Origin of the sequence: Shinella zoogloeoides (genome assembly GCF_022682305.1) — a bacterium.
GTDB classification, from domain to species: domain Bacteria; phylum Pseudomonadota; class Alphaproteobacteria; order Rhizobiales; family Rhizobiaceae; genus Shinella; species Shinella zoogloeoides_B.
This window is the reverse complement of the sequence record NZ_CP093528.1, coordinates 1,871,207-1,892,161: the sequence shown is the minus strand read 5'-3', so window position 1 is coordinate 1,892,161 and position 20,955 is coordinate 1,871,207. Positions and strand designations below refer to the sequence as shown.

The 20,955-nt window shown below is 65.6% G+C and carries 19 protein-coding genes; 10 read left to right on the top strand and 9 right to left on the bottom strand.

Features of this window, described 5'->3' with window-relative positions; all coding sequences use genetic code 11:
* Positions 1-7 precede the first annotated feature (7 nt).
* The gene (locus tag MOE34_RS09700; protein WP_431522422.1) at positions 8-1,009 is read right to left on the bottom strand and encodes a P1 family peptidase; all 1,002 of its coding nucleotides are present in this window, start codon (positions 1,007-1,009) and stop codon (positions 8-10) included.
* Positions 1,009-2,079: an ABC transporter substrate-binding protein gene (locus MOE34_RS09695; protein ID WP_242223224.1), complete on the bottom strand. Its 1,071-nt coding sequence runs from the start codon at positions 2,077-2,079 to the stop codon at positions 1,009-1,011. Before MOE34_RS09695 ends, MOE34_RS09700 begins: the two co-directional genes overlap by 1 nt.
* Positions 2,080-2,249: 170 nt before the next feature.
* On the opposite strand from MOE34_RS09695, the gene MOE34_RS09690 reads away from it, so the two are divergent.
* The 7 genes from MOE34_RS09690 to MOE34_RS09660 all read left to right on the top strand — a co-directional run bounded on the left by MOE34_RS09690 (position 2,250) and on the right by MOE34_RS09660 (position 7,883).
* Positions 2,250-2,747 carry a flavin reductase family protein gene (locus MOE34_RS09690; RefSeq protein ID WP_347342755.1) on the top strand — a complete coding sequence of 166 codons (498 nt, stop codon included), beginning with the start codon at positions 2,250-2,252 and terminating at the stop codon, positions 2,745-2,747.
* 78 nt (positions 2,748-2,825) lie between these two features.
* Positions 2,826-3,701: an AAA family ATPase gene (locus tag MOE34_RS09685; protein WP_242223871.1), complete on the top strand. Its 876-nt coding sequence runs from the start codon at positions 2,826-2,828 to the stop codon at positions 3,699-3,701.
* Positions 3,702-3,703: 2 nt separating this feature from the next.
* Positions 3,704-4,921 carry a vWA domain-containing protein gene (locus tag MOE34_RS09680; protein WP_242223223.1) on the top strand — a complete coding sequence of 406 codons (1,218 nt, stop codon included), beginning with the start codon at positions 3,704-3,706 and terminating at the stop codon, positions 4,919-4,921.
* Positions 4,922-4,931: 10 nt separating this feature from the next.
* Positions 4,932-5,258, top strand: coding sequence for an XdhC family protein (locus MOE34_RS09675; protein WP_242223222.1), 327 nt, complete (start codon positions 4,932-4,934; stop codon positions 5,256-5,258).
* Complete coding sequence (locus MOE34_RS09670) at positions 5,258-5,956, top strand: XdhC family protein (RefSeq protein ID WP_242223221.1); 699 nt, start codon at positions 5,258-5,260, stop codon at positions 5,954-5,956. Before MOE34_RS09675 ends, MOE34_RS09670 begins: the two co-directional genes overlap by 1 nt.
* Positions 5,953-7,563, top strand: a complete 1,611-nt coding sequence (locus MOE34_RS09665; protein ID WP_242223220.1) for an NTP transferase domain-containing protein — start codon at positions 5,953-5,955, stop codon at positions 7,561-7,563. The genes MOE34_RS09670 and MOE34_RS09665 overlap by 4 nt, the downstream gene beginning before the upstream one ends.
* A 2-nt stretch (positions 7,564-7,565) precedes the next feature.
* Positions 7,566-7,883 (top strand): TfoX/Sxy family protein, encoded by a 318-nt coding sequence (locus MOE34_RS09660; protein ID WP_242223219.1) that lies wholly within the window; start codon positions 7,566-7,568, stop codon positions 7,881-7,883.
* Here MOE34_RS09660 and MOE34_RS09655 read toward each other — a convergent pair.
* From MOE34_RS09655 to MOE34_RS09635, 5 genes are all read right to left on the bottom strand, one after another.
* Positions 7,856-8,293 carry an NUDIX domain-containing protein gene (locus MOE34_RS09655; RefSeq protein ID WP_242223218.1) on the bottom strand — a complete coding sequence of 146 codons (438 nt, stop codon included), beginning with the start codon at positions 8,291-8,293 and terminating at the stop codon, positions 7,856-7,858. The two genes, MOE34_RS09660 and MOE34_RS09655, sit on opposite strands and share 28 nt — an antisense overlap.
* 9 nt (positions 8,294-8,302) lie before the next feature.
* Positions 8,303-9,805: a DEAD/DEAH box helicase gene (locus MOE34_RS09650; RefSeq protein WP_242223217.1), complete on the bottom strand. Its 1,503-nt coding sequence runs from the start codon at positions 9,803-9,805 to the stop codon at positions 8,303-8,305.
* 191 nt (positions 9,806-9,996) lie between these two features.
* Positions 9,997-11,277, bottom strand: coding sequence for a M23 family metallopeptidase (locus tag MOE34_RS09645; protein WP_242223215.1), 1,281 nt, complete (start codon positions 11,275-11,277; stop codon positions 9,997-9,999).
* A gap of 97 nt (positions 11,278-11,374) precedes the next feature.
* Positions 11,375-12,199, bottom strand: coding sequence for a ferritin-like domain-containing protein (locus MOE34_RS09640; protein WP_242223214.1), 825 nt, complete (start codon positions 12,197-12,199; stop codon positions 11,375-11,377).
* Between the two features lie 25 nt (positions 12,200-12,224).
* Complete coding sequence (locus MOE34_RS09635; protein WP_242223212.1) at positions 12,225-12,692, bottom strand: peroxiredoxin; 468 nt, start codon at positions 12,690-12,692, stop codon at positions 12,225-12,227.
* Positions 12,693-12,841: 149 nt separating this feature from the next.
* Here MOE34_RS09635 and MOE34_RS09630 point away from each other — a divergent pair, with 149 nt between their 5' ends.
* The gene (locus MOE34_RS09630; RefSeq protein WP_242223210.1) at positions 12,842-16,234 is read left to right on the top strand and encodes a DUF3971 domain-containing protein; all 3,393 of its coding nucleotides are present in this window, start codon (positions 12,842-12,844) and stop codon (positions 16,232-16,234) included.
* Between the two features lie 48 nt (positions 16,235-16,282).
* Here the strand turns inward: MOE34_RS09630 and tyrS are convergent, their stop codons facing one another.
* On the bottom strand, positions 16,283-17,536 hold the full coding sequence (tyrS, locus tag MOE34_RS09625; protein ID WP_242223207.1) for a tyrosine--tRNA ligase: 1,254 nt from the start codon (positions 17,534-17,536) through the stop codon (positions 16,283-16,285).
* A 91-nt stretch (positions 17,537-17,627) separates the two neighbouring features.
* Between tyrS and MOE34_RS09620 the strand changes: the two genes are divergently transcribed.
* Both MOE34_RS09620 and MOE34_RS09615 read left to right on the top strand, forming a co-directional pair.
* Complete coding sequence (locus MOE34_RS09620; RefSeq protein ID WP_242223205.1) at positions 17,628-18,761, top strand: anhydro-N-acetylmuramic acid kinase; 1,134 nt, start codon at positions 17,628-17,630, stop codon at positions 18,759-18,761.
* A 92-nt stretch (positions 18,762-18,853) separates the two neighbouring features.
* Positions 18,854-20,032 (top strand): GGDEF domain-containing protein, encoded by a 1,179-nt coding sequence (locus MOE34_RS09615; protein WP_242223203.1) that lies wholly within the window; start codon positions 18,854-18,856, stop codon positions 20,030-20,032.
* 60 nt (positions 20,033-20,092) lie between these two features.
* Here the strand turns inward: MOE34_RS09615 and MOE34_RS09610 are convergent, their stop codons facing one another.
* On the bottom strand, positions 20,093-20,770 hold the full coding sequence (locus MOE34_RS09610; RefSeq protein ID WP_226918901.1) for an alpha/beta hydrolase: 678 nt from the start codon (positions 20,768-20,770) through the stop codon (positions 20,093-20,095).
* Between the last annotated feature and the right edge of the window lie 185 nt (positions 20,771-20,955).

Here is a 20,955-nt window from a genome sequence, read left to right as displayed (position 1 = left end):
GGGCGAATTACCGCGTCGCCCAGCTCGGCATGACGTCGCCGGGCATCGGCGTTGCGTCGTGCACGCCCCGGGCGATGGCGCGCGCCATGGTCGATGCGGCCAAGGCGCAGAGGTCGATGAAATCTTCCGGTTCCGGCGCGCGGCCGCTCCTGCCGGTCGCCAGCGCGAAGACGAGGTCGCCGTCGAGCGGCGTATGCGCGGGCCAGAGGGCGCGGGCAAAGCCGTCATGGGCGGCGATGGCGAGGCGCTTGGCCTCGGCCTTCGTCAATACTGCATCCGTGGCGATCACGGCGATGGTGGTGTTTTCCACACCGGCCGGTCGGCGCGACATTTTCGTGCGCGGGGTGCGTGCATCCTCCGGGAAGGGAGCGGGCAGGCCAAGGCCGCCGAATTCGTCCGTCTCTTCGAACGGGGCGGCCCAGAAATGGCGCGTATCGCCGATGGTGGCCGAGCCGAGCGCGTTGACCGCCACCAGTGCGCCCACCGTGAAGCCGTTATCGAGCACGCTGGAGGCGGAGCCGAGGCCGCCCTTGAAGGTTGCCGTCAGCGCGCCGGTGCCGGCGCCCACGCTGCCGGTCTCGAAATCCGCCGCCGCATCGGCCAACGCCGCATAACCGAGCTCACGATAGGGCGGATAGCGGCCCCAATCCTTGTCGCCGCCGTTCATGAGGTCGAAGAGGATGGCGGCGGGTACGATGGGCACTAGATGAGGGCCAACGGCGAAGCCGCGCCCCATCTCGCGCAGGCCCGCCTGCACGCCCGAGGCGGCATCCAGCCCGAAGGCCGAGCCGCCGGACAGCACCAGCGCATCCACCGTCTGCACGGTGTTGTGCGGCTCCAGCAGATCCGTTTCCCGTGTGCCCGGCGCGCCGCCGAGCACCTGCACGGCAGCCGTCGCCGGCTCGTCGCAGAGAACGACCGTGACGCCCGAGCGCAGCTTGTGGTCGGTAGCATTGCCGACTCTGAGACCGGCGACGTCGGTGATGCGGTTTTTTGGGCCGGTCGCCATCAGTCGCCCTCCATCTCCACGGGTACGAAAGCGCCGGCGCGCCAGACGAGCAGGCGATAGGGATTTTGCTTCAACTCCCGATCCGCGCCAAAGGCGAGGGGGCCGATCGCCGTCGCGAAGCTGCCGCTTGCGAGCGCCTGCGCAAGGTCGCCGCCCTGCGCTGCGGCGGCCACAAGCGCTGTCACGGCGGCGTGGGCCGGCAGCACGTAGCCTTCCGCGATGATGCCCTTTTCCTTCATCGCTGCGGCAATCGGCTGGCCCTCGGGCAATGTCTGGTAATCGGGCAGTGCGATGGCCTGCACGCCCTCCGGCATCGGCACCAGCGGGTCCGCGCCCGTCAATGCCTCGCCGCCGAGCAGGGTGAAGCCCGCCTTCTCTGCCTTGGCGTCGCGGGCGATCACGGCGGCATCCGTGCGGTCGCCGCCGATAAAGACGCGCGTGACGCCGGTTTTCGCAAGACGTCGGACGAGGGTGAGCTGCTGTTCCTGCGCCGGCCGGTAGGTATCGACGAAGGCGGCCTTCATGCCGACGTCTTCCAGCTTCAGCCGTACCGTCTCGACCAGCTCGCGGGCATGGATCGTGCCGTCGTCGATAAGGGCGAATGGCTCGGATTTCCAGTCGCGTGTGATGATCTCGACCGCCTTTTCGGCCTCCGCCTTCGGGCCGGGGGCGAGACGAAAGAGCGGCCAGCCCTTCTTCAGCGCGTCTTCCATGAGAATGCCGGAGCGGACGGAGAGGGTAATGGCCGGCACGTTCGCCTCGGCAAGCGCCGGCAGGGAGGCCGAAAGTCCTTCCGTGCACAGGAAGCCCACGGCGGCCGTGGCATCGGCGGCAAGGATGGCCTTGGCGATGCCGTCGCCGTCCGTCTCGTCGCAGGCCTCCGTGATCTCGACCACGGTATCGCCATTCGCCTCGGCGGCGAAACGCGCGCCGTCGCGCACCTGCTGGCCGAGGATCGCGAGCGGCCCATCCTTCGGCGCGACGACGGCGAAGGTGAGGCCGGCGGCGGCCACGGGCGAGGCGGCGAGCACGGCGGCTGCGATGAGGCTGGCGCTGAGAGCAGTCTTCATTCCTGGTCCATAGGTCGCGATCATGCCTTTGTAAGGATCGGCCCTCGGGCGTCAAAGGGAAATATCCTCGCGAAATTCGCTTTGTCTCTGGCAAGACAGGAAAATTCGACTTCGGGGGTTACATTTTTCTTCATTTTCGCCATGTATCACCTGTGTCAAAGGAGAATGCCGTGTTGGACAGGTTGGTCGTGGACTCGTCGCTTTACCGGGATGCCATGAGCCGCTACGCCGGCCATGTGCAGATCGTGACGACGGCACATGAAGGCGAGAAGCGCGGCGTGACGATCACGGCGGCCTGCTCGGTGTCCGACAATCCGGCGATGGTGCTCGCCTGCGTCAACGCCTCCAATCCCAAGAACGCGATTTTCGAGAAGAGCGGGCGCTTTGCGCTCAACACGCTTTCGGCCGAACAGATCGAACTTGCCAACGCCTTTTCCGGCCGCAATCCTTTGCTGACCTCCGAAGAACGCTTTTCCATGGGCAACTGGCAGGAATTGGTGACGGGGTCGCCGGTGCTGACGGACGCGCTTGCCGCCTTCGATTGCCGGCTCGTCGATTTCCGGGTCATGGCGACGCATATGGTGCTGATCGGCGAGGTGATGGGCATTTCCTTCGGCGAGCAGAAACCGGCGCTTCTCTATATGGACCGGGGCTACCGGGCGCTATAAGTTCATCCTCCGGAGTGGAGGAACGGCGTGCCCTATCATCGCGGAACAATCCCGCAATCCATCGACGAAACCGTGGAGATGCTGGCGGCGGGCAATTATCTCGCCGGCCGTGCGCTCGCCACCGTGCTCTTTCTGTCGCTGCGCATGAAGCGGCCGCTCTTCCTCGAGGGCGAGGCCGGCGTCGGCAAGACGGAGATCGCCAAGGTGCTTGCCGGCGCGCTCGACCGGCCGCTGATCCGCCTGCAATGTTACGAGGGCCTCGACATCTCCTCGGCGGTCTATGAGTGGAACTATCCGGCGCAGATGCTGGAAATCCGCCTCGCCGAAGCTTCCGGGACCACCGACCGCGGCCGCATCGAGGCGGATATCTTCTCCGAGCGTTACCTGATCCGCCGCCCGGTGCTGCAGGCGCTGTCCTCGCTGGATGGCCGCGCGCCCGTCTTCCTCATCGACGAACTCGACCGCACCGACGAGGCCTTCGAGGCGTTTCTTCTGGAGGTCCTGTCCGATTTCCAGGTGACGGTGCCGGAACTCGGCACGATCCGCGCCACTGAACCGCCCATCGTCATCATCACGACGAACCGCACGCGCGAGGTGCACGACGCGCTGAAGCGGCGCTGCCTCTATCATTGGGTGGATTACCCGGCGGCCGTGCAGGAACTGGAGATCATCCGCCGCAAGGTGCCGGGCTGCAATGCCACGCTCTCGCAGCAGATCGTCGCCTATGTGCAAAAGCTGCGCGGGCTGGACCTCTTCAAGAATCCCGGCGTTGCCGAGACCATCGACTGGGCGACGGCGCTGACCGAACTCGACCGCGTGGCGCTCGACCCGGAGACGGTGTCCGACACGCTCGGCACCCTCCTGAAATATCAGGACGACATCGCCCGCATCGAGGGGGCGGAAGGCCGCAAGCTGCTCGATGACGTGAAAGCCGGCCTGGCGGCGACGGGATAGCGATGGCGGTGGGCAGCGGCATGGACGGACGGCTCGCCGACAATATCGTGCATTTCGCCCGCGTGCTGCGCAAGGCGGGCCTGCGCCTCGGCCCCGCGGCAGTGACGGACGCCATCGAGGCCGTGCAGGCCATCGGCATCGGCGACCGGGAGGAATTCTACACCGCGCTCCACGCCACGCTGGTCAAGCGCCATGAGGACGATGCGGTCTTCGACGAGGCCTTCCGCCTGTTCTGGCGCTCGCGCGATCTCGTGGGAAAGATGATCGCGCTAATGTCGCCGGTCGTGACGCGCCATGAGGAGCGGGAGAAGCGCAAGGCGGGGGAAACGCGCGTTTCCGACGCGCTCTTTGGCGGACGGCAGGACGAGCGGAAGGAGCGCGACGATCCGGATATCGAGATCGACGCGCGCTTCACCGCCTCCGGCAGCGAACTGCTGCGCAAGACCGATTTCGCCCAGATGAGTGCGGCGGAGCTTGCCGAAGCGAAGCGCGCGCTCGCCAATCTCGTGCTGCCGATGGACGAGGTGCGCACACGCCGCTTCCGCCGCAGCAACCGACCGGTCGCCATCGACGCCCGCGCCACGATGCGCCATGCCATGCGCACCGGCGGCGCACTCATCCTGCCGCGTCACCGCGAACCGAAGACGGTGCATCCGCCGCTGGTCGTGCTTGCCGACATTTCCGGCTCGATGAGCCAGTACACGCGCATCTTCCTGCATTTCCTGCACGCGCTCGGCGAGACCCGCCGCGTTCACGCCTTCCTGTTCGGCACGCGGCTCACCAATGTCACGCGGGCCATGCGCCATCGCGACCCCGACCTTGCCGTCGAGGCGTGCAGCCAGTCGGTGACCGACTGGTCGGGCGGAACGCGGATCGGCGAGACGCTGAAGGAGTTCAACCGGCTCTGGTCGCGCCGCGTGCTGGGGCAGGGCGCCGTCGTGCTGCTCATCACTGATGGGTTGGAGCGCGAAGGCATCGACCTGCTTGAAAAGGAGATGGACCGGCTGCATCGTTCCTGCCGGCGGCTCGTCTGGCTCAATCCGCTCCTGCGCTTCGAAGGCTTCGAGGCGCGGGCGCGCGGGGTGAGGGCGATGCTGCCGCATGTGGACGAGCTGCGCCCGGTGCACAATCTGGCGGCCATGGCGGATCTGGTGGCCGCGCTTTCCGGCGAGGCGCGACGCGGCGCGGGAGATCCGCGGCGCTTCCTGCCGGCTGCATGAGGAGGAAAAAATGGACATGAACGACGCACTCGACCCTTTGACCATGGCGGAACGCTGGATGGACGACGGGCGCATGGTGGCACTTGCCACCGTGGTGGAGACCTGGGGCTCGGCCCCCCGTCCCGTCGGCAGCCATCTGGTCATCGACGGGGAGGGTAACTTCCATGGTTCCGTCTCCGGTGGCTGTGTGGAGGGCGCGGTCATAGGCGAGGCGATGGAAGTGATAGAGGGAGGCGAGCCGCGCATGCTGGAATTCGGCGTTGCCGACGAGACGGCCTGGCGCGTCGGCCTTTCCTGCGGCGGGCGCATTCGCGTCTATGTGGAACGGGTGGGCTGATGGATCCCTATCTGCTGCGCAAGCTGAACCGGGAACGCGCCGCCCGTCGTGCCGTCATCCACCTTACGGACCTTGAGGATGGCCGGGACCGCGTGATCTGCGAGGGCGATCCCGTCGCCGGGCCGCTCGGTGCGGCGGTCGAAGGCGCGTTTCGCTCCGGAAAATCCGGTGTGGCGGAGGTGGAGGATCGAAAATTCTTCCTCAACGTCCACCTGCCGCCCGCCCGTATCGTCGCCATCGGGGCGGTGCATATCAGTCAGGCGCTGGCACAGATGGCGAAGGTCGCCGGCTTCGACATCTCCATCGTCGATCCGCGCACGGCCTTCGCCACGGAAGAACGTTTCGCCGGCATCGATCTCGTTGCGGACTGGCCGGAGGACGTGCTGAAAGCCCGTCCGCTCGACGCCTATACGGCGCTGGTCGCCGTGACACACGACCCGAAGATCGACGACTTCCCGCTGTCGCAGGCGCTTTCTTCCGGCTGTTTCTATGTCGGTGCGCTCGGTAGCCGGAAGACCCATGCCAAGCGCGTCGAACGCCTGATGGCGCTGGGGCACGATGAGGGTGAAATTGCGCGCATATCCGCTCCCATCGGTCTCGATATCGGTGCGGCAAGCCCGGCCGAGATCGCCGTTTCCATTCTGGCTGACATCATCGCGCATTTGCGTCGTCGGCCGCTGCGCGGGACCGCGCCATGATCTTTGGTGAAATCCCCCTTGCCGAGGCGGTCGGTGCGCGGCTGGCGCATGGCGTGCGAGCCGAAGGCCTGTCATTGCACAAGGGGCATGAGGTGACGGAGGAGGATCGGGCGGCGCTTGCGGCGGCCGGCGTTTCGACGGTCATCGCGGTGCGCCTCGAGGAAGACGATATCGGCGAGGATGAGGCGGCAGGGCTGATCGCCGCGGCCATCGCGCCCGATCACCTGACCTTCACGCCGTCCGCGACCGGCCGCATCAATCTTCATGCGGCGGTCAACGGTCTCTTCGTCGTGGACCGGGCGGCGATCGATCGCTTCAATCGTGTCGATCCGGCGATCACCATCGCCACCCTGCCGGACCATGCCAGCGTGATGGAGGGCGACATGGTGGCGACCATCAAGATCATTCCGCTCGCCGTTCCGGATGCGCTCGCCCGCAAGGCGGCGTCGGTCCTGGCGTCGAGCCGGGCGCTGGAGGTTAAACCCTTCATCGCCCATCGCGTCGGCCTCGTCGCGACGGAACTGCCGAGCTTGAAAACCTCGGTCATGGACAAGACCCGCCGGCTTCTTGAACAGCGCCTGCACCCTTCCGGCAGCCGTCTAACCGCGGAAATGCGCGTGCCGCACCGCGAGGGCGACCTTGCAAGCGCCATCCGCCGCGCCGCTGGGGAGAACGACGTGGTCGTCGTCTTCGGCGCCTCGGCGGTGACGGATGCCAATGATGTGATCCCTGCCGCCATTCGCGGTGCCGGCGGCGTGGTCGAGCATGTCGGTATGCCGGTCGATCCGGGTAATCTGCTGGTTCTGGGCCGCGTGGGTACGGTGCCGGTGCTGGGCGCGCCGGGCTGCGCGCGCAGCCCCAAGGAAAACGGCTTCGACTGGATTCTCGCCCGTATTTTTGCCAGAGAGAAACCGGGGCCACAGGAGATTACCGGCATGGGCGTTGGCGGTCTTCTCACCGAAATTCCGAGCCGGCCGCAACCGCGCGATTTGCGCGCGCCGGAGCGCCCGCTGTCGGTTGCTGCGCTGGTCCTGGCGGCAGGGCGCGCCAGCCGCATGCAGGGCAGCCACAAGCTGCTTGCGGCCTTCGATGGCGAAGCGCTCGTTCGCCGGACGAGTGAGGCGGCACTGGCGGCAAAGCCGTCGCGGGTTCTGGTGGTGACGGGGCACCGCGCCGAGGAGATCGAGGCAGCGCTTGGCGGCCTCAAGGTCGATATCGTGCGCAACCCCGATTTCGCGCAGGGCATGTCGACGTCCCTGCGCGCCGGCGTCTCGGCGCTCGGGCCGGGCTGCGACGGTGTCGCGGTGATGCTGGCGGACATGCCGCACGTCACCGGGGCCGATGTGCGTCGGCTGCTGGACGCCTTCGCGGCGGCCGGCGGGCATGCCATCGTGCGGGCGGTCTCCGGCGGCAAGCGGGGCAATCCCGTCGTGCTGCCGCGCTCGACCTTCTCCGCTCTCCTCCAGCTTGAAGGTGATGTCGGCGCGCGGCATATCGTGGAAAGTGCCGGGCTCGATGTCGTGGACGTGGAGATCGGCGAGGCGGCGCATATCGATGTCGATACGCCCGAGGCCGTGGTGGCTGCCGGCGGAGTTCTGAGGGATTAGAGATGGATCGGGATGCGATCGAAGAGATGTTCCAGGCGCTGGGACCGGTGACGATCAAGCGCATGTTCGGCGGCAAGGGCATCTATCACGAAGGCCGCATCCTCGCCCTTGAAGTGGATGGAGAAATCCTGCTGAAGGCCGATGCGCAGAGCGGGCCGGATTTCGAGGCGGCCGGCAGTCGGCAATGGTCCTACGAGGGCAAACAGGGCAAGCCGGTGAAGATGCCCTATTGGTCGATCCCGGACGAAGCCTTCGACGATCCGGACGAGATGGGCATCTGGGTGCGGCGCGCCTACGAGGCGGCGCTGAGGGCCAGGTGACGTTCGCGTAGCGCTTTCACCGCATCCGCCGCGAAGCGCGACAGCGGCGAGGGCAGGTTGTCCAGGGCGAACCAGCCGAATTCCGGCAGTTTTTCCGGCTCCATCACGCGCGCTTCGCCGGAAAAATCCTCGGTCACATAGATGAGCGAGAGCCAGTGCTGGCGCTCGTCCTCGATGATCTGTTCGGAAATGCAGAGAAGTTCGACCGCACCGATGCGTAGTCCCGATTCTTCCTCGGCCTCGCGGCGGGCGGAATCGATCGCCCGCTCCATATGGTCGACCTTGCCGCCGACGATGTTCCACGAGCCGGCTTCCGGCGCGCGCAGGCGCCGGTAGAGCAAAAGCCTGCCGTCACGCAAAATGGCCAGGCCGCAACCGAGGCCTGGCACATCGATGCCTGGAATGGACATTGGGTCGGATCAGGCCTTGCCGGCGATCAGCATGAAGGCCGGAACCTCGTCGCCGAAGCCGAGCGGCGTCGGGCCGTCATCCTCGTCGCGGCGATAGCGGTTGCGGCGGTCACGGCTGTCGTCGTTCGCCGGGCGCGGCGCGGCATGGTTTGCGGCCCGCGGATTGCGAGCGGGATTCTGCGGCCGCCCTTCCGCCTTGCGTTCAGCCTTCACGACGTCCACCTTCTCTTCGGTCTCGCTGGTTTCTGCCCGGGTTTCCGTAACGCGGGGTTCACCCCGGTTGCGGCCGCGGGAACGATCACGGTCGCGGTCACGACCGCCGCGATCGCGACCATTACGGGGGCGTTCGCGCTCCTCGCTTTCCGCCTGCTGCGGCAGGTCCTCGATGCCGCCGCTCAGCCATTCGATCTTCTGATCGATCAGCTTTTCGATGGCATCGACGAACTTTCCGTCGCGCTTGGAGACGAGGGTGAAGGCGGCGCCCGAGCGGCCGGCACGGCCGGTGCGGCCGATGCGGTGGACATAGTCCTCGGCATGGATCGGGACGTCGAAGTTGAAGACGTGGCTCACATCCGGAATGTCGAGGCCGCGAGCGGCGACGTCGGAGGCCACGAGAAGCGTGAGCTTGTTTTCCTTGAAGTTGGCCAGCATCGTCGTGCGCGCCCGCTGGTCCATGTCGCCATGCAGCGCGCCGACGGAGAAGCCGTGGCGGTCGAGCGAGCGGAAGAGGTCGGCGACATCGACCTTGCGGTTGCAGAAGATGATGGCGTTCTTCAGGTCTTCCTGCGCGCGGATGAGGTCGCGCAGCGTCGAGCGCTTCTCATAGTCCTTGCCGTGCGTGGCGACGAGGCGCTGCGTCACGGTCTTGGCGGTGGAGGAGGGCGGCGCCACCTCGATCCGCTCGGGATTCTGCAGGAAGCGATCGGCCAGCTTCTGGATTTCCGGCGGCATGGTGGCCGAGAAGAACAGCGTCTGGCGGGTGAAGGGGATGAGCTTTGCGATGCGCTCGATATCCGGGATGAAGCCCATGTCGAGCATGCGGTCGGCTTCGTCGATGACCAGGATCTCGACGCCGGTCATCAGCAGCTTGCCGCGCTCGGTGTGGTCGAGCAGGCGGCCGGGGGTGCAGATCAGCACGTCCGCGCCGCGCTCCAGCTTGCGGTCCTGCTCGTCGAAGGAGACGCCGCCGATGAGGAGGGCGACGTTCAGCTTGTGGTTCTTGCCGTATTTTTCGAAGTTCTCCGCGACCTGCGCGGCGAGTTCCCGTGTCGGCTCGAGGATGAGCGTGCGCGGCATGCGGGCGCGGGCGCGGCCCTTTTCGAGCAGCGTCAGCATGGGCAGCACGAAGGAGGCGGTCTTGCCGGTGCCCGTCTGGGCGATGCCGAGGATGTCGCGCCGGGCGAGCGCCGGCGGGATGGCGCCAGCCTGGATCGGTGTCGGGATCGTATATCCCGCATCCGTGACGGCGGACAGGACTTTCGGGCTCAGGCCAAGATCAGCAAAAGTGGTCAAAGGGAAAACAGTTTCCGTTTCGGTTCTTGCGAACGCAATGAGTTAGCGGCCAAGTTGCCGCGAGGATGGAGCGCAAATATGCCGAAAGTACCGGAAAGTCAAGGAAATCAGCGAATTTGGTAAATCCCTCAGCGATTTGAACGGCCTGAGGGATAATTTTGTCATACCGGAACGCTTCGCCTTGCGTTGTGTCAATCCATGTAGGTCGTCAGTTTCATGCCGGCGGTGAGGAACCGCATGGGGTCGACGGCCTTGCCCTCGCGGCGCACCTCGTAATGCAGGTGCGGCCCGGTCGAACGGCCCGTCGTACCGGAAAGGCCGACCGGATCGGCAGCCTCCACATGGTCGCCGACCTTGACGAGAACCCGGGAAAGGTGGGCGTAGCGCGTCGTCAGTCCGTCGCCATGGTCGATCTCGACCATGTTGCCGTAACCGCCGTTGCGGCCGGCCACGACGACCGTGCCGGCGCCCGTCGAGCGAACCTGCGTGCCCGTCGAAACGCGGAAATCGATGCCGGCATGGAGCGCCAGACGTCCGAGGAACGGGTCGGTCCGGTTGCCGAAGCGGCTGGTGATGCTGCTTTGCGGCGAGGGGTTGCCGAACGGCAGCTTGCGTGCGGTGCGGCGGGCCGCATCGAGGCGTTCCAGCGCGACGTCGAGGTCGTTTATCGACGCCTCGAAGGGGTCGCTTGCGTCCATCGGCTCGACGAAGGGGCCGCCGATGGCCGTATCCGAATCGGTTTCGGGTGGGCTGCCCTCGGCGACGTCGAAACCGGTGCGGCGCAGGATGGTCTGGATGGCGTCCGCCGTTTCCGATGCGCCCGACGTCAGGGACTGGATGCGGTTCAGTTGCTCGTGCTCGAGATCCTTGAGGGATAGCGTGACCTTGGAGAACAGACGGTCGGCGCGGTCGGCGACCGATTCGCCCGTCGCGGCATAGGCAAGCTGCGTCGTCTTTTGCGGCGCGATGCCCATGATGGCATTGATCGCGCCGGCGGCGTCGGCGCGGCGTTCGCCGATCAGCGGCTTTTCGTCGGGCAGGGGAATGGCGCCGGTCGCTTCCACGCCGCTGCTTTCTGCGCGGTTGAGCAGCGCATCGAGCTTGCCGTGGCGTTCGGAGAGGGCCAGTTGCTGCTGCATCAGCTTCTCCACCTTGCCCTCGACGACCTGCTGGTCGAGGAGCTGGCGGCTGGTGACGCGGTCGACCTGGGCGCGCAACGCCGAGATGCGGTCCTCGTAGTCGTGCTGCATGCGGGCCTGTCGCGCCATGGTGGCGCCGATCAGGTCGTCGCGCAGGACGAGATAGGAGGTGGCGGCGAGATAGCCGACCGTGAACATGCCGGCAAAGCAGAAGCCGACGGCAACCATCCAGGGGCGGACGGTCATGTGGCGGATTTTGTCGCCGCTCGCCAGGATCACGACATGCTGCTTCGCACGTTTTCCAAAGACGCGGTTTTCAGAACGCTCCGCCACCGATGACTCCCCGACCGATTCTGCTGGTCTCGTATGGGGGAATTACACATTGTTAGGGTTAACAAAGCCTTGAGCCGCGTGGTTCCGGCGCGAAATATCAGCTCTGGCTGACGGAAACGAGCGAACGGTAGAAGGAAGGCGTCAGGCCTGCCTCGGCCCGGGCGACATCGTTGAAGGGCGGCTTCAGCGGGCTACGGAAATTGCTGCGGACAAGGTCCTTGAACGTGGCGGCCGGGTCCTTCTTCTCGCGGGCGCAGAGGAAGCGGAACCACTTGGCGCCCACCGCCACATGACCCTTCTCGTCGTTGTAGATGATATCGAGCACGTCGGCGCTGGCATTGTCGCCGGTCTCGCGCATCTTGGCCTGCAGGGCGGGCGTCACGTCGAGGCCGCGCGCCTCCAGGATCAGCGGCACCACGGCAAGGCGCGCGGTCAGGTCGTTGCGCGTGTCGTGCGCGGCCTGCCACAGCCCGTCATGAGCTGGAACGTCGCCATAGTCCGCGCCGAGGTCGCGCAGGCGATCACGCACGAGACGGAAGTGCTTGGCTTCCTCGAAGGCGACCTGCATCCAGCCGTCGAAGAAGGAATGCGGCACGCGCTCGGTGGTGAAGCGGGCGACGATGTCGAGCGCGAGGTCCACGGCATTCAGCTCGATATGGGCGAGGGCATGGAGAAGCGCGATACGGCCCTTCAACGTGTGCAGCGAGCGCTTTTTCATGTGCTTGGGCGGAATGAGTTCCGGCTTTTCCGGGCGGCCCGGGCGGGACGGCAGCGCGGGATCGCGCGGCGAGCGCATCGAGAGCGTGCGGGCGAACCAGCGCCGCGCCGTTTCCTGGGCCAGCGCCGTCTTCAGGTCGAGGTCGGCCGCGATGATGGCCGCCGTTGCGCCGCCACGCAGGCTCTCGATATGCGGTAATTCCATTATCGCAACACCTTATCGGGTATCTTTAAAGTTTTCTGGCAGCTTCGAGAACGGCTTCGACATGACCCTTGACCTTAACCTTCGGCCAGATTTCGGCAATCCTGCCGTTGGCGTCGATGAGCACGGTCGTGCGCTCCACCCCCATATAGGTGCGGCCATACATGCTCTTTTCCTTCCACACGCCATAGGCTTCCAACGTCTGGAGGCCTTCGTCCGAGGCGAGCGGCACGCCGAGGTCGTGTTTCTTGACGAACTTGTCATGCTTTTTCACGGGATCGGGCGAAAGGCCGATGAGCGCAACGCCCAAGGCGTCGAACTGCGCCTTCGCGGCGGTAAAATCCTTGGCTTCCGTCGTGCAGCCTTCCGTGTCGTCCTTGGGATAGAAGAAAAGCACCACGGGACGCCCGCGGAAGCCGGACAGCGAAAGCGTGCCGCCACCGTCGCGCGGAAGGGTGAAATCCGGAGCTTCGACGCCCGAGACCAGTTCTGCCATGGGATTTCCTTTCTTTGGCCGGCTTTTTGAGTCAAGGACCCGGCTTCCCGCATATATAGTGACAGGCAGAATCGTCCAGCGACGAGCGGATGACTGGCGGCGATTTCGTGGGATAACGCGGCGCAAAGGGTAGAGGAAGCAGACGCGAGATGGAGGAAATCCGCGGCGACAAGGTCGTGTTCCGCAGAAAGGACATCGTTCCGCTGCATGCGCTGCCTTCCGCGCAGGCTCACGAACCCATCGTCCTGCATGCGACTCAGGCGAGCCGCACCGGCATTCTGTTCCGGATCGCCGCTGCCGCCGTCGCGCTCGTCCTGTTCATCGGCGCCCTCATCATCGGTCTTGTCGAGACCGGGCTTTTCGACAGCACGCTCAATGCCCGCGCCGTTGCCGCGCTCAACCAGGGGCTGGGGCCGCGCTACCGCGCATCGGTCGACCATACGGTGCTGCGCCTTGCCGGCCTCGACGGCTTCGCCCTCAAGGCGGAGGACGTGCGGATCGTCGAGGTCGAATCGGGCAAGGAGCTGGCGACGACCGAGGCCGTCGGCATCGTGCTCGATCCCGTGGCGCTCGTTACCGGCCATATCGCCGTCTCGCGGCTCGATGTGGAGGGCGTCATGTTCAATGCGACGCTCCTGCCCAAGAGCAGGCCGCTCGACCTTTCGGCGCTGCGTATCTCGGACATGCCGGACTATCTCGAGACCACCTTCGAGCGGTTGGACGGCATCAATCGCCTGATCGACGCCAACGGCATGCAGACTGTCAGCATTTCCGATCTCGGCGCGACCTTCGAGGGGGCGGGTGGACGGCCCGTCCTGCTGTCCATCACCAGTCTCCAGTTCTCCCGCGACAGGGAGGGCACCATGGGGATCGAGGGGACGTTCTCGCTTGACGGACGGGAGGGCGAGATCGACCTGGTGGCAAGGACCGGCGGCGATGCCGTTCGCGCCATGGAAGGCACGATCCGCAACGTCGCCCTCGGCGACTTCCTGCTGAGCCATACGCCGGAAGGCGCGGTCCATGCCGGGCTTGATACGACCGTCGATATCTCTGTCGGCGCGCGGCGGGAGATCGAGGGCGCGGCGCCGGAACTGTCCGCCGATTTCAGTTTCGCCGCGGGTGCGGTCTATGGCGACGGCATCGCCGCGGAGCTTCGCCCCTCCTCGGTGAAGGCGAGCTACAATTTCGACAAAGGGTCCATCGAGCTGGCCTCGACGAATGCCAGCGTCGGCCAGTCGCATTTTCCCTTCACCGGCGGCCTCGTCGATCTCGACCGGGTTTCCGACAAGCCGGACAAGGGCTTCGCCATCGAGCTGCTCTTCAGCAACGCCATCAGCCGGCCGGTCGATTCCACAGAGGACCCCATCCGCTTCGATGCCAAGGTCAATGGCTACTACCTGCCGGCGACGAAGAGCCTGCATTTCGAGGAAATGGCCGTTTCGAGCGAGAAGGGCAATGTCGCCGGCTCGCTCGCCATGCGTTTTGGCGAACGCGAGCCGGAGGTCAGCTTCGTAATGATCGCCAGCAAGCTGCAATCGGCGGCGGTCAAGCAGTTCTGGCCCTTCTGGCTGGCCAAGACGGCGCGGAGCTGGGTCATCCGCAATATCTATGGCGGTACCGTCACCAATGGCCGCATCGAATTCTACCTTGCCGAGGGGCGTGAGCGCGTGCCGGGCGTGCCGATGCGACTGACGGCGGACGAGTTGAAGATCGACTTCGATATCGAGGGCGCGCGCATGAACGTCGCCGGGGAAATTCCGCCGCTGCGCGATACGTCCGGGACGTTCCGCCTGCGCGGCCCGGTCACCGAGATCGGCATTACCGGCGGCACGGCCTATTTCCCCTCGGGGCGCACCGTGGCGCTGACCGGCGGCACCTTCGTGCTGCCCAGCAATTACGAAAAGCCGCTGATGGCGGACATGGACATCGATGTCGCGGGCAATGCCGACGCCATCGCCGAACTGGTCACCTACCGTCCCATCCGTGCGCTTCCCGCGACGGGCTTCGCGCCGGAGGATTTCAGCGGGCAGGTGCAGGCGAAGGTGAAGGCGCATTTCGGCATCGTCGCCGCGCACAATCCGCCGCCGCCGCAATGGACCGCGGCCCTGACGCTGGACGATGTGGACGTGCGCAAGCCCATTGCCGGACGCACCGTGACCGGGCTGCGCGGCCTGCTCGCCATCGATCCGAAGATGGCCGATCTCGACGCCAAGGCGAACATAGACGGCGTGACGCTGAATCTCGAACTGGTCCAGCCTGTCGACAAGACATCCGATATCCCGCGCAGGACGATCCTGTCCGGAACGCTCGACAACCGGGATCGCCGCAAGCTGCTTCCGGGGCTGGACGACGTGCTGGAGGGCGAGGTCGCCGTGCGGCTGGAACAGGAGGGCGACGGGCCGAGGACCGTTGAGGCCGATGTCACCGGCGCGGCCGTCTCCATTCCCTGGATCGGCTGGACAAAGGGCGCGGGTATCGGCGGCAAGGTGACATTGACGGCGGAGACCGGCGACGGCACGACGCGCGTGTCCGACTTCCGCTTTTCCGGCGACGGTTTCAGCGTTTCGGGCGATCTCGCCTTCCGTGGCGCGGCGCTCGATTCGGCGAATTTCTCCACGGTGCGGCTTTCGGCCAACGATCGGTTCCGGTTGAAGATCGCGCGTGGCAAGGCGGGCTATTCCGTGGTGGCCGACGGCGAGGCCGCCGATATCCGCCAGGTGCTGGCGCGCCTCAAGAACCAGACGGGCGGCGGCGACGGCGCAAGTGCCGGCAAGCAGGGGATGACAGTCGAGGCCAATCTGTCGCGTGCGGTCGGCTTCAACGGCGAGAGCCTTTCCAATGTCGCTTTCCGCTACGCCACGGCTGGCGGACGTATCTCGGCGCTCGACCTTTCGGCCATGACGTCCGGCGGCGCACCGGTGGTGGGGCAGCTCGCCCGGGATGGCGGCGGCGTCATCCAGTTGACCAGCGGCGATGCGGGCGCGGTCGCGCGGTTCGCGGATGTCTACCGCCACATGCAGGGGGGCCTTCTCAATGTCCGGCTGCGCGAGGCGGACGACGGCTGGCTCGGCTCGGTCGATATCCGCAATTTCTCCCTCGTCGGCGAAGAGCGGCTTCGCTCGCTGGTCTCGACGCCTGCGGGAGACGGTGGGCGCAGCCTCAATGACGCCGTTCGCCGCGAGATCGATGTCAGCGCCGTGAAGTTCTCGCGAGGCTTTGCGCAGGTGCGCGCGGGCGGCGGCGCGCTCAGTCTCGCCAACGGCGTGGTGCGCGGCGACATGGTCGGCGCCACCTTCCAGGGCACGGTGCGCGATGCAAGCGGCCAGACGGAGATGACCGGCACCTTCATGCCGGCCTACGGTCTCAACCGGCTCTTCGCCGAGCTTCCGCTGATCGGCCTCATCCTCGGCAACGGTAACGACCGCGGCCTGATCGGTATCACCTTCAAGCTCTCCGGTCCGTTCGACAAGCCGAACCTCACCATCAACCCGCTGTCGATCATCGCCCCCGGCGTCTTCCGTAACATCTTCGAGTTCCAATGAAAAAGGCCGCCCGGAGGCGGCCTCTATCCTTCACGATCGTTGCAAGGCTCAGGCCGGGCGAACGAGGATGTGCTTCTTCTTGCCGAGCGACAGCTTGATCACGCCGTCGGCGGACACGTCGGCCGTGCCGATGGCGCGGCGCTCGTCGGAGACCGCGACGTCGTTGATGCGCACCGCGCCGCCCTGGACGTGGCGGCGCGCCTCGCCGTTGGAGGCGGCAAGGCCGGCCTTCACCACGAGCGTCAGGAGGCCGATGCCGGCTTCCAGTTCACCGGTCGCGACGTCGATGGAGGGCAGGTTATCGGCAATCGCGCCTTCCTCGAAGGTTTTGCGCGCGGTCTCCGCGGCCTGTTCGGCCGCATCGCGGCCGTGCAGTATCGCGGTTACTTCCGTAGCGAGGATCTTCTTGGCCTCGTTGATTTCCGAACCACCGAGCTTTTCGAGGCGAGCAATCTCGTCCATCGGCAAGGTCGTGAAAAGCTTCGCGAAGCGCACGACGTCCGCGTCCTCGGTATTCCGCCAATACTGCCAGAAATCGTAGACGGGCAGCAGGTCCTTGTTGAGCCAGACCGCGCCGGATGCCGATTTGCCCATCTTCGCGCCGGAAGAGGTCGTCAGGAGCGGAGAGGTGAGAGCAAAGAGCTGCGGCGTGCCCATGCGGTGACCGAGGTCGATGCCGTTGATGATATTGCCCCACTGGTCGGAGCCGCCCATCTGCAGGCGGCAGCCGTAACGGTTCGAAAGCTCGACGAAGTCGTATGCCTGGAGGATCATGTAGTTGAATTCGAGGAAGGACAGGGAATGCTCCCGGTCGAGGCGCGTCTTCACGCTGTCGAACGACAGCATGCGGTTTACCGAGAAGTGGCGGCCGACATCGCGCAGGAATTCCAGATAGTTGAGGGGACGCAGCCACTCGGCGTTGTTGATCATCAACGCCGGATTGCGGGCGTGGTCATAATCCAGATAGTTGGCGAAGACGTGCTTCAGGGAGACGATGTTCTCCTCGATCGTCTCGACCGTCATCAGCTTGCGCGCTTCGTCCTTGAACGAGGGATCGCCGACCATGCCGGTGCCGCCGCCCATCAGGGAGATGGGCCGGTGCCCGGTCGCCTGGAACCAGTGCAGTAGCATGATCTGCGTCAGGTGGCCGACATGCAGGCTCGATGCCGTCGGATCATAGCCGATATAGGCGGTCACGGTTTCCTTGGCGAGGAGGTCGTCGAGGCCGGTTTCATCGGAAATCTGGTGGATGAAGCCGCGCTCTTTCAGCGTGCGAAGGAAATCGGATTTGAATTCGGACATGGCCTGTCTTCTCTGGTGGGATTGTTTCGGGGCGGCGTTTATCATCTTTAGCCGACATGATCACTTCAAAAGTGAGTCTGGAGCAGATGGAATGACGGTTATGCGGACGGCGATCGGTTTGATGAGCGGCACGAGCCTCGACGGCATCGACGTGGCATTGTTGCGCACGGATGGCGAGGCGGTCGTCGAGCGTGGTCCGTCCACGGGACGCTCCTACGACGCCGCCTTCCGCCGCCGGCTGCAGGCCGCGCTGGAAACGGCCAAGACGATGGGCGAGCGTCGCGAGCGGCCGGGTGATCTTGCCGGGATCGAGCGAGAATTGACCCTTCGCCATGCGGAAGCGGTGCGGGCGTTCCTTGCGGAAAACAATCTTGCGCCTTCCGATGTCGATGTCATCGGCTTCCACGGCCAGACGGTGCTGCACCGGCCCAACGAGGCGCTGACCGTGCAGCTCGGCGATGGGGCGCTTCTCGCCCGTGAGACGGGTATCGACACCGTCTACGACATGCGGGCGAACGACATGGCGCATGGCGGGCAGGGCGCGCCGCTCATCCCCGCCTATCATGCCGCGCTCGCCGCCGGCCTTACCCGCTCTTCCGGCAAGGCCGTCGTCTTCGTCAATATCGGCGGCATTTCCAACATCACCTTCATCGGCAGCGGGGGTGATATTGTCGCCTTTGACAGTGGGCCGGGCAATACGCTGATCGACCAATGGGTCGAGGCTCATGCCGGCATCCCCTATGACCAGGGCGGCATGATCGCCTCGGAAGGCCGGGTTGATGCGGAACTTGCGGAACGCTATCTGGGCCATGCCTTTTTCACGGATCCGGTGCGCCGCTCTCTCGATCGCAACGATTTTCGCCCGCCTGAAGGAGCCGATGCGAGCCTTGAAGATGGCGCGCGCACGCTGGCGCATGTCACCGCCGCCGCCATCCTTCGCTCCGCCCGCCACCTGCCGGAGCGGCCGAGGCTCTATGTCGTGTGCGGCGGCGGTCGACTCAACCGCGTGATCATGGGCGATCTTGCGGCGCTTGCCGGAGTGGAGGGCGCGGAGGTGGTGGCCGCCGAGGCCGTCGGTCTTGACGGCGACAGCATGGAGGCGGAGGCCTGGGCCTATCTCGCCGTGCGCTCCCTTCGCGCGCTGCCACTGACGTTCCCGGCGACGACCGGCGTCCGCGCGCCTGTCAGCGGCGGTGTTCTGGCGAAGGACGTCCTTGCGGGTTAACGCTTTTTTCGCCGCCGTTTCCTAGTATCCGCGAAGACCGTTCCGGGCCGTTCGCTCCCGGGGCGGCCCTTGTGTCTTGCGTAGGGTGGCCGATGAGTGGCGCGGGTTTCCTGCTGACGGTGAATTTTCTCATCGCGCAGTGTTTTTGCCTGTTTTTCCTGGCGGTTTCCGCTCGGAGCCGCAATCGTGCCGCTGCCCGCTGGTTTGCCGGCTGTTTCGCCGTCGCCTCCCTGTCGACCGTCTTCGAGCTGCTCGTCGCCTATGTTCCCCCGCCGAAGCCCTGGGCGATCCTCGCCTTCGCCTCCATGCTCGGCGGCATGTTCATGCTGCGCGTCGGGATCGGCCGCCTCTATGGCCTGAAGACGAACCGGTGGGGGCTGGCCGCCCTTTTCGCCGCCTTCGTCGCGCTGGATTATGTTATCTACGATCTGCCGCGCGGCACCTTGCAGCACGCGCTTCTCTATCAGACGCCCTTTGCTGTGACGCTCGGCTTGAGCGCCTTCGCGGCCTTCAGGGCGCGGGCGAAATCCTTCGTCGACCGGGCGCTCGTCGTGTTGCTGGCGGTTACAAGCGTCCATTTCGTCGCCAAGGCCTTCGCGGCCGTTCTCGCCGGTTCGGGTGAGACGGCGAGGGATTACCTTGCCAGCCAGTTCGCCCTTTTGTCGCAAAGCATGGGGGCGGTGCTCATCGTCGCCGTCGGCCTCATGCTGCTCTGCGTGCTGGTGCTGGAGATCGTCGCGGACGAGAAGGTCAATGCCGAGATCGACCCGCTTTCCGGCCTGCTCAATCGCCGTGGCTTCGACAATCGCGTCGATGCGCTGATGGCCGGGCAGAGGCCGCACAGCATCGTCCTCTGCGACCTCGATCACTTCAAGGCGGTCAACGACACCCACGGTCATCAGGGCGGGGACGCGGCTATCCGCGCCTTCGGCGAGATGCTTCGCGCGGCGGCGCCGAAGGGCGCGCTGGCCGCGCGTATCGGTGGGGAGGAGTTCCTGCTGTTCCTGCCGCATACGGGTAAGGAGGCCGCCTTGCTGTTCGCCCACGCGCTGCGGGCGACGCGCGCGGTGTCGCCCATTGCGGGGCTTCCGCCGGCCGTGCGCGTGACGTCCAGCTTCGGCGTCGCCGAGATCGGTGAGAAGGAGCCCTTGCGCTTCGCCATGCGCCGCGCCGACGATGCGCTCTATGCCGCCAAGAGTGCCGGCCGCGATTTCGTGCGCGAGGCCGAGCCGCCGGCCGTGGTGCTCGAGGTCGTCAAGCGGGCGAACTGACGGGAAAGAAAAAGCCCGACGGCGGGGCCATCGGGCTTGATGTCTTCGGTTTCAGGCCGTTCAGCGGATGCGCTTGGCGGCCGGCTCGGGCGTCAGTTCGCCGGCAAGGCGTCGGTCGAGATAATCCTCGCATTCCGCCATCAGCGTCTCGGTCTGGCCGTTGAAGAAATGGTTGGCGCCCGACACGGTCTTGTGCGTGATCAGGATGCCCTTTTGCGTCTTCAGCTTCTCGACGAGGCCGTTGACGTCCTTCTCCGGCGCAACCTTGTCGGCGTCGCCGTTGATGATGAGGCCGGAGGACGGGCAGGGGGCGAGGAACGAGAAGTCGTAGATGTTCGGCTGCGGGGCGATGGACATGAAGCCCTCGATCTCCGGGCGGCGCATCAGGAGTTGCATGCCGATCCAGGCGCCGAAGGAGTAGCCGGCGACCCAGCAGCTCTTGGAATCGGGATGCAGGCTCTGCACCCAGTCGAGCGCCGAGGCGGCGTCGGAGAGTTCCCCCGCGCCGTGGTCGAACTCACCCTGGCTGCGGCCGATGCCGCGGAAATTGAAACGGAGCGTCGTAAAACCGCGCTTCTGGAACATGTAGAAGAGCTGGTAGACGATCTGGTTGTTCATCGTGCCGCCGAACTGCGGATGCGGGTGCAGCACGATGGCGATCGGGGCGTTCTTCTGCTTGGACGGCTGGTAACGGCCCTCAAGGCGACCGGCGGGTCCGTTGAAGATGATTTCGGGCATTCTTACTCCGGCAAGTTCGCGTTCAGGAACGGATTCTTGTCAATTGAAGTCTTGACGAAAGCACTCAGCTTTTCTAGAACCTAGTTTAGAACTATTCGAAACTGTTTAGGCGCATCGGGCGCTATGAAGCTGGTGTCATAAGGCAAGCCCGGCGGACATTTCAAGAAAAATGCACGCCGTCCGAA